A 13,253-nucleotide genomic window follows, 5' to 3' on the forward strand; every position below is an offset into this window, starting at 1 on the left:
TCCTATTTTTTTTGCCAGCTGTTATTGGCGTCATTCACATCCGGCAGCACTTTATCAGGATCCAGTATCACAGAAATGACTTCTTCTGTTACTGGATAGCGAACTACCCAGGTTTTATTTCTCATCCAGACATCCACCGGAAGTTTAACCAGGTCTGTCTTACCGCTTTTCGTCTTAATTTGTAGAATGACTGGCATTGGCATTTGCTCCAAATTCGCGACAGCGATATTATATCCCACGGTTGCGCCATCCTGCCTGATCTCTGAAACACCCGCAATCGCCTGATCCATTTTCCAATTCTCTAAAAACCAGCCCTTCCAAAACCAGGAAAGATCTTCGCCAGCGCCATTTTCCATTGCCCTGAAGAAATCAAAGGGTGTCGGATGCTTAAATGCCCATTGTGAAATATAATTTCTGAAAGCGTAATCAAACCGGTCAGCCCCTAATATTTCATTTCTCAGGATCTCCAGTCCCCATCCTGGTTTGCTGTACAGGTTCGTACCTATATTTCTTTCCCTCATCGCATCCGGCGCCAGCATAATGTATTCCAGCTCGGGCTTCTGCAGGTTACGCGCTATCTGATGCATATCGGTCTTAGCCTTCTTATATTCCCCGTTATTAAATGAGACTGAAGAAATCCCATTAATAAAGGTATTGAAACCTTCGTCCATCCATCCGTATTTACGTTCATTACTACCTACGATCATCGGAAACCAGGTATGTCCAAATTCGTGGTCTATCACCCCCCAAGCTCCTGAATTCCTGGCCTGCCAGCCACAAAAAACAATTCCGGGATATTCCATACCACCCACGTTACTCGCCACATTAACTGCCATTGGATAGGGATATTCAAACCATCTGGCTGAATAATGCTCAATAGTTGTTTTGATGTACTCCACTGCCCTGCCATAACCGTCCTCTCCATTACTCTCCACGGGATGTGCCGCGACTGCAAGTGATTTCTTACCGCTTGGCAAATTTATACGTGCTGCATCCAGCACAAAAGCCTTTGATGAAGCCCATGCTGCATCACGTGTATTTTTGATCCTGAATTTCCAGGTCAATTTATCCTTTGCCGGCCGTGATGCGACATCCAGCACTTCTGATTCTGAGCGGATGGCAATTTTCTCATCGCTGTTCTTAGCCGCATTCCAGCGTTGCAGCTGTAGTGGCGTAAATACCTCCTGCGGGTTTAAAAGCTCTCCTGAACCCATCACAATATGATTGGCTGGAGTTGTTACCGCAAAATCAATATCTCCGTATTCACAATAGAATTCTCCTGCCCCCCAATACGGTAAGGTATTCCATCCCAGCACATCATCATATACACTCATTCTGGGAAACCATTGGGCAATAGAAAATATCTCTCCGTTCTTAGTTGTCAAATGGCCCATACGGTCTGAACCGTTTATAGGGATCACAAAAGAAAAATTCATCTTTATAGTGATCGCATCCCCCGCCGCTTCCATAGCGTCGTCCAAACGGATCTGCATCCTGGTATCTTCTGTCAAAGCAGTAAATTTTCCCGTTTTCCCCTTCTGGGATATGGACAGTCCCTCTATGGTATAACCCCCATCCAGCTTTTCTCCCCGGTTTCCATACCTGCTCCCGGCAGGGATAAGTGCATTTCCGCGCGATTTAGAGGAGAATAAATTCTGATCAAGCTGCAGCCACAGGTAATACAGCTTATCCGGACTGTTATTCTTATAAGTGATCGTTACGCTGCCTGTAACCTTATTGTTTACGTCATCCAGATTAGCAGTTATATTATAATCAGCACGGTTTTGCCAGTACTTTGGCCCCGGATAACCGCTTGCAGACCGGAATTCATTTCCGTTCTGGGAATAGAATAAAGGGCCGAAAGCTGCATGCGGATTATAATTACCGTCATAGTCCAGTTCCTGCGCACTTCCTTTTCCGCCAAAAGTGCACAACAACGCAAAAAGCACTACCAATTTATTAAACATAAAGTTCAGGATTTAAAGATTAGGGATAAAGATATAAAATCATAACTTATCCTGTCTCATCCGCAAATTGATTAATTTGACTTAAGCTTGGGTACAGGCGGCAGTTTGCGCTGCCATTCGGGAAGCTTCAGCCACTGATGATAGGCTTGTACCGTATAGTAATCGTAATTGAAAGGCCGCTCAGCTTTCACCAGCACTGCTGTAGGTCTGTACAAAGACATAAAATCTTTGAGGTCCTGCCCTTTTAATTTCACAAGATCCGAGACATATGCTTCTGTAAAAATCTGGATGATCTCCGTTTCATATTTATCCCGTTCTTCCAGAAGTCTTATCTTTTCCTGTTCTCTTCGGTATTTACCATATCCCAGATTAAACTTCATCCCGCCGGCACGGTCATTATTGCTTTTCCCACGGAGTCCATCGGTCCGGATCCTTTTAAATTCCTGCGCTTCGGGATCCGAAGCAAAAACTAAAGGATTGATTTTCGCGCCAACAACTTTAACTTCATTTAAAGCAGTTGAATTACCTGGAAGGTAAACGGTCTTTGGCAAGAGGTCAATCAGGTAAAGCGTATCAGTATGATACCCTGTAAAAGAGAATACCAAGAGGTCCCCCAATCTGGCCGGCAAGCTAAATTGCCCGCCTGCTTTTGTTTTTACTGCCTGATTGTTGTTGAGGTTCTTCACGTTCACATCCTGCAATGGGGTCGTCTTATTGTCCAGATCATATACCTTGCCCATGATTTGCTGCGCAAACACGGAAACGGGAATGAAAAGGATGAAAACCATCAACAACTTTTTGTACATGCTCAAATGTAACGCTGTTTGAAACGCATCACTCCTATTTTAACAAACTTTAACAGCAAAAGTTGACGAAAATCAAAGCAGGTCATTTTAAAACCCTGATATAATCAGCCCCCTCAAAACTGATCAGCACCGGCTTACCATCTACTTCCACGATCGGTCGCTTGATGGCACTCGTATATTTTAGCAGGATGCGTATAGCACTCTCCTGATCAATAACGCTCTCCTGTTCTTCTGTGCTCAGGCCTCTCCAGGTTGTGCCTTTTTTATTCAGAACCTTTTCCCATCCAAAAATATTGCACCAGTTCCGCAGTTTATCCGCAGTAATCCCGTTCTTTTTAAAGTCATGAAACTCCGGCGTAAATTCATTTTCGCTAAGCCAGGTTCTCGCTTTCTTTACAGTATTGCAATTGGGTATTCCATATACGATCATGCTGCAAACTTAAAAAAAATCATTTTCAAAACAGAATTCATCACATTTTTAAAGGGTTTCGTCACATTTTAAAATTTGGAAACAAAAGCCTTAGTACTATTGCAGCATAAAATCATTATAAAACCATCATGAAAATAAAAGATCTTGCTAAGACGGAGTTCTGGATCGCCACCGGTCTTTACGGGTTTGCCATTCTTTTGCTGATATCAAATTCCGGAGAAAGAACACCAAACTTCACCGAATACCTGATGAAAGGAGCAAATTTGCGTTACTCCTATATTTCCAACTACCTTATACCTGAATTATTCCGCTTTTCTATCTTATATTTCAGCTTCCTGCTGCTCAATTTTTGCATCGGGCCATCCATCTTTAAACCAAGTGCCAGAGTCCTGTCAATTTTGGTCATCATTGTCCTGTTTCTGAGTACAGGATTGATGACCAGCATTATCTACACCTACAGCCAGGCCTACCTGTTTTCTGATTTCACAACCCCAGATGAGGCCTATGCCCATTTTTTCTTTAAGGGATACACTTATGCAGCCTGGCTGATCCTGGTCATCATGATCTATATCGCCTTAAAGAAGCTCATTGTTTATTTTAGGGAAAACCAGACCAGCAAGTATGATCCGGCAAGCCGGATGAAACTTGAAGCCGTATTTGGAGGGGCGTTCTGGTTTGTCGGCCTGCTTTTTCTGATCGCTACCTCTTCTCCGTTTGAAGTAATGGTCTGCTGGACGCTGGTCATTTGCGCAGCCGTCTTTATCGTCATCTATTCTCTCTATTATCTCATCCCGGAAGTAAAAGCCTCTGGCAGAACTTTTAAAAATTTTTTTTGGAAAATTCTGCTCATCACCATTGTCTTTTGCATCCCGCTTTCCCTTATTGCCCTGTTGTTCAGTAACCAGGGGGAAATGGCAGGCATAGTCATCCTGTTTCACATCCCTACACAAATTATCATCAGCGCACCTCTTTCCTGGTACATTTATAAAAAACGCAGGGAAAGCAATGCAGAACTCACCACTTTAAAAACAGAACTTGACAAGTCAGATGCCAGCCTGAGTTTCCTGCGGTCACAGATCAATCCGCATTTTTTATTCAATGCGCTCAATACCCTGTACGGAACTGCGCTCCAGGAAAATGCGGATCGCACAGGTGAGGGGATACAAATGCTTGGCGACATGATGCGCTTTATGCTGCAGGAAAATATGCAGGAAAAAATCTCCCTGACCCGGGATGTAGATTACCTCAATAATTACATCGCCCTGCAAAAACTGAGAACTTCCCGCTCACCGTCCATTGTTATTGAAACACAAATTGATGAACAGCTCAACAACCAGCAAATTGCACCGATGCTGCTTATTCCTTTTGTAGAAAACGCATTTAAGCACGGCATCAGCCTGCAGCAGCCCTCACACATTAAAATTACGCTTCAAACTAAAGGGAATACACTATACTTCGATGTACACAACAGCATCCATATCAAACCCGACAATGATCCTGAAAAGTTAAAAAGCGGTATAGGGCTGAAAAATGTTGAGCAGCGGCTGGAGCATCTTTATCCAAACCGGCACGAACTGATCATCAGGGAAAGCGCTAAAGAATTTTTCATCCACTTAACCTTGCAACTGACGGGAAATAAGTAATTTTAGAAATGATAGCTATCGCAATTGATGATGAGCCTATAGCCTTGGATGTCGTGAAATCACATGCATCCAAAGTTCCGTTCATTGAACTTAATGCCACATTCACCAATGCATTTGATGCGATCGCTTACCTGCATCAAAACAAAACAGACCTTATTTTCCTCGATATTAAAATGCCGGATATCAATGGCATAGACTTTCTTGGCAGCCTTTCCAATCCTCCGATGGTGATCTTCACGACTGCCTATTCTGAGCATGCAGTAAAAAGCTTTGAACTCGATGCAGTAGATTATCTGCTCAAGCCATTTTCCCTTTCCCGATTCCTTAAGGCCTGTAACAAAGCGCTGGAGCTGCACAACCTCAGGAACAAATTTGAAAGTACCGAGCATCCCGATTCCATTTTCTTCAAAGACGGTTATGAGCAAATAAAGGTACAGATTGAAGACATCCTTTATATTGAAGCGAGCGGCAATTATACCCAGGTACATTTAACCGGCGAAAAGTTACTCAGCACCCGGGTTTCTTTGAGCGAAATGCTATTGTTACTACCGGAAAAGAAATTTACCAGGATCCATCGCGCCTTCATTATCGCCAGGAACAAGATCAGCAAGTTTGACCGCTCACAGGTTTGGATCGACAACCATGTCATACCTATTGGAGCCACTTATGCCAGTAGCCTGCAGGATTTACATTAAAACTAAATGTAAATCCTTATAAAGGAATCTTGAATCAGATATTATTCCTAATATTGTGTAATACGGATTACCTGGTAAAACATTAAACCCTATGTTTAAACTTTCTTTTAAACAGCAAGTGCTGACTGGATTTGCGGTCTCTTTGGCATTTGTCCTCGTTTCAGCGGCAACCTCTTATTTTAGTATAAAATCACTCGGTGAAGATGCCCGGTGGACAAGCCATACCTATGAAGTCTTAAATCTCGTTCAAAAGATTGAGAATCAGGCGCTGAGTGCCGAAACTGGAGTAAGGGGCTACGTACTGTCGCAACAAAATAAATTTCTCGAACCTTATACCCTAAATGCCGCTAAAATTGGCCCCACCATCAGGGAACTGAGAAAATTAGTCTCAGATAATCCGGAGCAAAGCGACCGGGTCGACTCTCTTGAATTCTACGCCAATGAAAAACTGGCGGATATGCAGGGAATACTCGAAAGCAGCGCTTCCAAAGGCCGGACTGCTAGTCTGGAGCAGATCCTGACCGGCAACGGGCAGCGTATAAAAGACAAGATGCTCCGGGTTAGCAACAAAATCACCAAAACCGAATACCTGCTGCTTGCAAAAAGAAAGGCAGACACAGACAAGAGCAATACCAGGACCACATGGATTGTATTGCTCAGCGCTGTTATCATTTTTGGCCTTATCTTATTCTTGTTTTCTTATATCAAACGGACTTTTGACCAGCAAAAACTCACGGAAGAGCAGATGCGGGATTCCAATATTCAGCTCGAAAAGATTTCTGCTGACAATGAGCAAAAGAACTGGCTGCTGACCGGCGCAACGGAGGTCACCGAATCCATGCGTGGTGAACAGGAGATTGAAGAGTTATCTGCAAATGTAGTTTCCCGAATCTGTAATTATATCGGTGCCGGTGTCGGTGCACTTTTTCTGCTTAGCGACAAAAAGAAAACTTTCGTATTCAGGGGCGGCTATGCCTATCAGCAGTCAAAGAGTACCCGCCGGGAATATTCATTTGGCGAAGGACTGATTGGGCAGGCGGCAATAGAAAAGAAAAGTAAAGTGCTCGACAACATTCCTGAAGATTACCTTAAGATCAGTTCGGCACTGGGCAATGCCGCACCCTCCTTTATATTTATCCTTCCCATAATATTTGAAAATAGCACCATAGCTGTTATTGAACTTGGTCTGACAGAAAAACCGGATGAATCTAAATTAATATTCTTAAACACCATTACTGAGAGCATCGGCGTAGCCATAAATAGCGCCATTGCCCGGGTCAAACTCAGAGCATTGTTTGAACAGACCCAGCAGCAGGCAGAGGAGCTGGAAAGTCAGCAGGAAGAATTGCGCACGACGAATGAAGAACTGGTCTACAAATCGGAACAGCTCCAGGCCTCTGAAGAGGAGCTCAGGGTACAGCAGGAAGAGTTGCGCCAGACCAATGCGGAGCTGGAAGAAAAGGCACAACAGCTGGAAGAACGCAATTTACTGGTAAACCAGGCGCGTGAAGCGATGAGCCTCAAAGCAGAAGAACTGGAATTGTCCAGTAAATACAAATCAGAATTCCTGGCCAATATGAGCCATGAATTGCGTACCCCGCTCAATAGTATCCTCATTCTGGCCAGGATCCTCAAGGAAAACAAGCCGGAAAACCTCAATGAAGACCAGGTAAAATATGCCGGTGTGATCCACAATGCGGGAACCGACCTGCTCACACTGATCAATGACATCCTGGACCTGTCCAAGATTGAATCAGGGAAAATTGACCTCACAATTGAACCAGTCAGGCCCCAAAGCATCAAGCAGGGCATGGAGGCCTTATTTGCTGAGCTCGCCAAAAGCAAAAAGATCAGGTTTGAAGCGCTTCTGGACCACGACCTGCCGGAGACCATTCTTACAGACCAGTCAAGACTGGAACAGGTAATAAAAAACCTGCTTTCCAATGCGTTTAAGTTTACATCTGAACATGGTCAGATCACCTTCAGCATCAGCAATGTTCATAAGGGCCATAGGTTTTATTCCGATCAGCTCAACAGCACTCCGGAAAAGGTGCTTGCGTTCAGAGTTGAGGACTCTGGCATCGGGATACCTGAAGACAAACAGCGATTGATATTTGAGGCATTTCAGCAGGCAGACGGTTCTACCAGCAGAAAATATGGCGGAACCGGCCTGGGACTTTCCATAAGTAAGGAACTTGCCGTTATACTTGGGGGTGAGATCCAGGTGCAAAGTGAAGTGAATTCAGGAAGTACTTTTACATTATTCATTCCTGAGCGCAACATCGCAAATGCCGGTCAGGAAACCCATGCATCCGAAGAAAAAACAACACAGGAGTCGGGAATTCGGACGCTCATCCCCGAACCGGCGACCATGCGGGCAAAAGGTCCCAGGCCTCAGACCCTCCTCATTGTAGAAGATGATCTTGCCTTCGCAGAGGTGCTGAGTGACTATGCCATTGAGAAAGGCTTTCAGCCTATTCTTGCGCATAGCGGGGATACAGGACTTGAAATGGCCGCGTCTCAACTTCCCGATGCAATTGTTCTCGACATCATGTTACCCGTCATGGATGGCTGGACCATCTTAAAAAAACTGAAGTCTGATCCGAGGACCAGACACATCCCTGTCCATATGATGTCGGCCGGAACGGTAAAGGAGAGTGAAGCAAAACAACAGGGTGCCATTGGCTTTCTCAAAAAACCTATTGAAAAAGATCAGCTTGATGAAGCATTTGAGCTCCTTAGCACAGCCTATACCAAATACAACCTGAATAAAGTGCTGGTCATCGAAGACCAGGAACTGCAAAGCAAGATCCTGACCCAGCAACTGTCTGACAAAGGCGTAGAGGTCAAGCAAGCATTCACGGGAAATGAGGCGCTGGAACTATTGAAAACGCAGGTTTTTGATTGTATCATCCTCGATCTCAAACTTCCCGATATTTCTGGATTTGACCTGCTCGACAAAATTAAATCACAACCGCAACATGCGCACGTTCCTGTGATCATCAACACGGCAATGGAGCTGGACGACGACAAGATGGCACACATCATGAAATACACGGAGGCGATGGTATTGAAATCCAACAAGTCCAATGACAGACTGATTGATGAAGTGAGCCTCTTTATGAACAAATTGAAACAGGATGACAAGCCGGCTTCCAAAACAACTGCAAAAGGAAAAAGCGTTTCAACCATTGAAAAAGCCCTTAAAGGGAAAACAATACTGATCACCGATGACGACATGAGAAATATTTTTGCCCTTTCCAGTGCCCTGCAAGGATATGAAATAAATATCCACGTCGCAAACAACGGAAAAGAAGCCATTCAAAAACTGCAGGAAAACCAGGAAATTGATCTCGTGCTGATGGACATCATGATGCCTGAAATGGATGGTTATGAAGCCATGCGGGCAATTAGAGGCGAAAAGAAATTTGCCAAGCTGCCAATTATTGCATTGACAGCGAAGGCCATGAAAAATGACCGTGAAAAATGTATAGAAGCAGGTGCAAATGACTACATTTCAAAACCTGTTGACATGGACAAGCTCTTATCCATGCTCAGGGTTTGGCTAAGCTAGTATGAATAGTCCTCATCCCGAAACGATTACTTATGAGCAGCTTTCAGATCTCATCAATCTGGTCAGGCATATACACGGATTCGATTTTAGTGATTATTCAGCGGCGTCTTTAAAGAGAAGGGTCACCAGGATCATGCAGCTTCAAAAACTGGATCTTTTTGACCTTCGGACATTATTGACCAACGACGCTGATTACTTCGAATCCTTTTTGATAGAGGTGACAGTGAATGTTACCGAAATGTTCAGGGATCCACCTTTCTACCAATCCTTAGCCGCACATGTCATCCCTTACCTAAGATCATATCAGCGCATCAAAGTATGGAACGCAGGATGCTCAACAGGTGAAGAACTGTATTCTTTTGCCATACTTTTTTCAGAAGAAAATCTATACGACAGGGCGTTCTTCTATGGGACAGATGTCAACAATGAGGTGCTCGAATATGCTAAAAATGGCATCTATGACCTTCAGAAAATGAAACAATATTCTGAAAATTATCACAAGACCGGTACCCTGCACACATTATCAGACTATTATACAGCTAAATACGATGCTGCAAAAATAAACCGTGCTTTAAAAAAGAATGTGCTTTTTTCGGTTCACAACCTTGCTTCAGACGGGGTATTTAATGAATTTCAGGTGATATCCTGCAGAAATGTACTGATCTACTTTAATACTGATCTTCAAAAACGGGTTATTGAGTTATTTTACAATAGTTTAGCTAATTTTGGTTTTCTTTGCCTCGGGTCAAAGGAGACACTACGGAATGATGAAATCGGGCGTTTTAAGATCATTGACAAAAAAAATAACATTTATCAGAAAATAGCCTGAGGGCCTATAGTAAACCTAAGAATCCCATGGAAAAAATTAACATATTAATTGTTGATGACAGACCCGAAAATATTGTTGCCCTTGAAGCACTATTGCAAAGGACTGATATTAATCTCATCAGCACCACCAATCCCAACGAGGCTTTAAGACTTTCCTGGGAAATGGATATCGCGATAGCATTGGTTGATGTACAAATGCCCGAAATGGACGGTTTTGAACTGGTTGAGATCTTAAAAAGCAATCCGCGTACTAAAGACATACTCATTATATTCGTTACAGCAATTTCCAAAGAGACTAAATATGCCGTTAAGGGCCTCAATACAGGTGCAGTTGACTATCTGTATAAACCCCTGGACCCCTTTGTAACTTCGGCGAAAGTCGATTCATTCATACAGTTTATCCGAAACCAAAGAGAGTTAAAACGCAAGAACAAGGAACTGGAAGCGTATCAAAAGGAGCTGATCAAAGCAAAGGAACAGGCGGAGCAGGGAAAAAGAATTAAAGAAAACTTTCTGGCCAATATGAGCCATGAGATCCGCACACCAATAAACGGAATTATAGGTATAGCCCACCTGCTGGAACGCAGCGGGCTCAATGCCGAGCAAAAAGAAATGGTAGATCTCCTCGAGATTTCCTCCAACTCCCTCCTTGGTGTAATTAATGACATCCTTGACCTTTCCAAGATAGAAGCAGGGAAGTTTAAGATCAACAGAAGCGAAACTGATATCATAAATATGTGTAATGCCGTGGTAAACCTGCTGCGGATCAGGGCAAGAGAAAAAAAACTGGAGCTAATCACGCATTTTGATCCTAATCTGCCAAACCACGTCATGGCTGACTCACTTCGTCTGAACCAGATCCTGATGAACCTGATTGGAAATGCGATTAAATTTACCTCCCGGGGCAGCATTACCCTAAAAGTTGAAATTCTGACTAGAAAAGGAAATAATGTGAGGATCAAGTTTTCAGTAATTGACACAGGTATAGGTATCGCCAATGAAAATATCGACAAGATCTTTGAAACATTTGAACAGGCTGATGAGCAGACTACTGTAAAATTCGGAGGAACTGGTCTTGGGCTTTCTATAGTAAAGAACCTTGCAAAACTCAAAGGCGGTTTGCTTGAGGTGACCAGCGAAGAAGGTATCGGCAGTACATTTTGCTTCACAAACTGGTACGAAGTCGTCAAAGAAGTCCCCGTTCCTGAAAAAATCGTAAAGGAAATACTCACCCCATTCAATAACTTACGGGTATTGGTCGCGGAAGACAACCCGATCAACAAATTCCTGATCGTAAAAATCCTTAAAGACTGGATGATTGATGCAGATGTAGTAGAAAACGGGAAAGACGCATTGGACAAGCTCAGGGAAAATGATTATGACATCATACTCATGGATACCTTCATGCCGGTGATGAACGGTCTTGACGCCATAAAACTAATCAGAGGAGGTCATGTGCCCGGCAAAGAAAACGTACCGGTAATCACTTTCTCGGCTGCAGTAATGGAAAACGACAAAAAGACGGCAATAGAAGCAGGAGCAAACGATGTGATCAGCAAACCTTTTGAACTGGAAGTCCTGCATCAGAAGCTCAGCAAATATACTACTTATTGAAAAAGGTCATGGTTTGTGCAGGCCCCGCAGTCACAAAACTTTTGATCAGCTCTACACTTTTATCTATCAGCGCGGGCAGTTCCGGCTGCTCATCCTTGTCAAAAGGGGCAAGCACGTAATCTACCTGTCTGCCCTTTGCAAAATTGTCACCGATTCCGAAACGCAGCCGTGCATAATTTTGCCCGCCGCAAAGACCTTCTATGCTTTTCAATCCGTTATGCCCTGCGCTGCTGCCCTGCAGTTTTAGCCTGAGTTTCCCTAGAGGCAACGCCAGGTCATCAACCAGAACCAATACATTTTCCGGGGCGATTTTTAGTTCATGCAGCCAGTAATTGACTGCCTTTCCGCTCAAATTCATAAAAGTGGTCGGCTTTATAACATGAAGCTTTTTGCCTTTAAAGGACACTTCGGAATAATAGGCCAACCGCAAGTTAGAAAAGGTGCCTCCCAACTGCTCGACCAATTCATCAGCAATATTAAAACCTATATTGTGCCTTGTATTTGCATATTCGGGGCCAATATTTCCTAAACCTACAATTAGATATTTCATTTCCCGCAAAGATAATAGTTTATATGGAAGCAAAGCGCCGTTCATAAAAAAGCAGCACCGTTTATGGTGCTGCTTTTATGGCTATGCCAATAAAAATTATTTTTTACCAGCTTGCTGCTCTGCTTGTTTCAATGCTCTTGACATACCTACAGAAACGATAGTATCTTCAGGAATGTTTGTCACCACGTATTTGCCTTCTTCAAGGTCACGTACACGGAACAAACTACCAACTTCTAATTTGCTAATGCTTACTTCAACAGCCTGAGGCATGTCTTTAGGTAAAGCTTTAACACGAAGTTTACGTAATTTCTGCACCAGTTTACCACCCATTTTGACACCAGGAGAAGTTCCGGTCAATTTAACAGGAATTTCCATCAGGATTTGTTTGTCATCAAACAACTGAAGAAAATCTACGTGTAATAATAAGTCCGTAAGCGGGTGAAATTGTAAATCCTTGATCACTGCTTTCACTTTTTGACTACCAAGAGTAATCTCAACAAAGTTAGCCTCTGGCGTATAAATAGCGTCTTTCAAATCAGTTGCCAATACGGCAAAATGTGCTTGCTCTTTACCACCATACAATACTGCAGGAACCTTGCCTTCATAGCGAAGCTCTTTAGCATCGCGTTTCCCTACGTTCTCTCTCGGAGAACCGCTAATTGCGATTGTTTTCATTTTTATTTATTTATATATTACTCGAATCTTTCATGACCGCTTTGATCAACCGGGATTCAATTTTTTGTTAAACATTAAAAAGATCACTGATAGAACCATGTTCATTCACATTCGCTATTGCTTTTGCAAACAATGGTGCGGTGCTCAGTACCCTAATCTTTGAACTCTGTTGTTTCAACGGAATAGTATCCGTAACGATCAGTTCCGTAAGCATTGAATTCTCTATTGTCTCATATGCCTTGCCGGACAATACGGGATGCGTACACACTGCCCTTACGCTTTTAGCTCCCTTTTCCATAATCAACGCTGCAGCCTTGGCGAGTGTACCTGCGGTATCGCAGATATCATCCATCAGCACTACATCAAGCCCTTTTACATCACCGATGATCGACATGGATTCTATCTCATTGGCGCGTTTACGGCGTTTGTCACAGATCACCACCTCGGCATTAAAAAATTTAGCAAAGGTGC

At 43.3% G+C, this 13,253-nt stretch carries 11 protein-coding genes; 5 read left to right on the forward strand and 6 right to left on the reverse strand.

All coding sequences use genetic code 11. The features are described 5' to 3' along the window. Nucleotides 1–2 precede the first annotated feature (2 nt). From VK541_RS15285 to VK541_RS15295, 3 genes are all read right to left on the reverse strand, one after another. On the reverse strand, nt 3–1,967 hold the full coding sequence (locus tag VK541_RS15285; protein WP_324371170.1) for a M1 family metallopeptidase: 1,965 nt from the start codon (nt 1,965–1,967) through the stop codon (nt 3–5). A 71-nt stretch (nt 1,968–2,038) separates the two neighbouring features. Beyond that, nucleotides 2,039–2,755: a hypothetical protein gene (locus VK541_RS15290; RefSeq protein ID WP_324371171.1), complete on the reverse strand. Its 717-nt coding sequence runs from the start codon at nt 2,753–2,755 to the stop codon at nt 2,039–2,041. Nucleotides 2,756–2,855: 100 nt separating this feature from the next. Beyond that, nucleotides 2,856–3,203 (reverse strand): arsenate reductase, encoded by a 348-nt coding sequence (locus tag VK541_RS15295; RefSeq protein WP_324371172.1) that lies wholly within the window; start codon nt 3,201–3,203, stop codon nt 2,856–2,858. 128 nt (nt 3,204–3,331) lie between these two features. Here VK541_RS15295 and VK541_RS15300 point away from each other — a divergent pair, with 128 nt between their 5' ends. The 5 genes from VK541_RS15300 (at nt 3,332) to VK541_RS15320 (ending at nt 11,557) form a co-directional block, all read left to right on the forward strand. Beyond that, nucleotides 3,332–4,846 carry a sensor histidine kinase gene (locus VK541_RS15300; protein WP_324371173.1) on the forward strand — a complete coding sequence of 505 codons (1,515 nt, stop codon included), beginning with the start codon at nt 3,332–3,334 and terminating at the stop codon, nt 4,844–4,846. Nucleotides 4,847–4,854: 8 nt separating this feature from the next. After that, nucleotides 4,855–5,541, forward strand: coding sequence for a LytTR family DNA-binding domain-containing protein (locus VK541_RS15305; protein WP_324371174.1), 687 nt, complete (start codon nt 4,855–4,857; stop codon nt 5,539–5,541). 91 nt (nt 5,542–5,632) lie between these two features. Then, a complete protein-coding gene (locus VK541_RS15310; RefSeq protein ID WP_324371175.1) occupies nt 5,633–9,115 on the forward strand; it encodes a response regulator in 3,483 nt (1,160 codons plus the stop codon). Nucleotide 9,116: 1 nt separating this feature from the next. Beyond that, nucleotides 9,117–9,944, forward strand: a complete 828-nt coding sequence (locus VK541_RS15315; RefSeq protein WP_324371176.1) for a protein-glutamate O-methyltransferase CheR — start codon at nt 9,117–9,119, stop codon at nt 9,942–9,944. 26 nt (nt 9,945–9,970) lie between these two features. Then, entirely contained in the window at nt 9,971–11,557 is a 1,587-nt protein-coding gene (locus VK541_RS15320; RefSeq protein WP_324371177.1) for a response regulator, read from the forward strand. On the opposite strand, the gene pth is transcribed toward VK541_RS15320, so the two are convergent. From pth to prs, 3 genes are all read right to left on the reverse strand, one after another. Further along, complete coding sequence (pth, locus tag VK541_RS15325) at nt 11,547–12,107, reverse strand: aminoacyl-tRNA hydrolase (RefSeq protein WP_324371178.1); 561 nt, start codon at nt 12,105–12,107, stop codon at nt 11,547–11,549. The two genes, VK541_RS15320 and pth, sit on opposite strands and share 11 nt — an antisense overlap. Before the next feature lie 96 nt (nt 12,108–12,203). Next, complete coding sequence (locus VK541_RS15330) at nt 12,204–12,782, reverse strand: 50S ribosomal protein L25/general stress protein Ctc (protein ID WP_324371179.1); 579 nt, start codon at nt 12,780–12,782, stop codon at nt 12,204–12,206. Nucleotides 12,783–12,849: 67 nt separating this feature from the next. Then, a partial coding sequence (prs, locus tag VK541_RS15335) for a ribose-phosphate diphosphokinase (RefSeq protein WP_324371180.1) occupies nt 12,850–13,253 on the reverse strand: 404 nt, incomplete at its 5' end.

This window comes from Pedobacter sp., assembly GCF_035317785.1.
In the GTDB taxonomy this organism is placed as follows: domain Bacteria; phylum Bacteroidota; class Bacteroidia; order Sphingobacteriales; family Sphingobacteriaceae; genus Pedobacter.

Bases quoted from the DNA above. Each gene is read 5' to 3' on its own strand.
- VK541_RS15285 (WP_324371170.1), bottom strand. From the start codon at position 1,967: ATGTTTAATAAATTGGTAGTGCTTTTTGCGTTGTTGTGCACTTTTGGC.
- VK541_RS15290 (WP_324371171.1), bottom strand. From the start codon at position 2,755: ATGGTTTTCATCCTTTTCATTCCCGTTTCCGTGTTTGCGCAGCAAATC.
- VK541_RS15295 (WP_324371172.1), bottom strand. From the start codon at position 3,203: ATGATCGTATATGGAATACCCAATTGCAATACTGTAAAGAAAGCGAGA.
- VK541_RS15300 (WP_324371173.1), top strand. From the start codon at position 3,332: ATGAAAATAAAAGATCTTGCTAAGACGGAGTTCTGGATCGCCACCGGT.
- VK541_RS15305 (WP_324371174.1), top strand. From the start codon at position 4,855: ATGATAGCTATCGCAATTGATGATGAGCCTATAGCCTTGGATGTCGTG.
- VK541_RS15310 (WP_324371175.1), top strand. From the start codon at position 5,633: ATGTTTAAACTTTCTTTTAAACAGCAAGTGCTGACTGGATTTGCGGTC.
- VK541_RS15315 (WP_324371176.1), top strand. From the start codon at position 9,117: ATGAATAGTCCTCATCCCGAAACGATTACTTATGAGCAGCTTTCAGAT.
- VK541_RS15320 (WP_324371177.1), top strand. From the start codon at position 9,971: ATGGAAAAAATTAACATATTAATTGTTGATGACAGACCCGAAAATATT.
- pth (WP_324371178.1), bottom strand. From the start codon at position 12,107: ATGAAATATCTAATTGTAGGTTTAGGAAATATTGGCCCCGAATATGCA.
- VK541_RS15330 (WP_324371179.1), bottom strand. From the start codon at position 12,782: ATGAAAACAATCGCAATTAGCGGTTCTCCGAGAGAGAACGTAGGGAAA.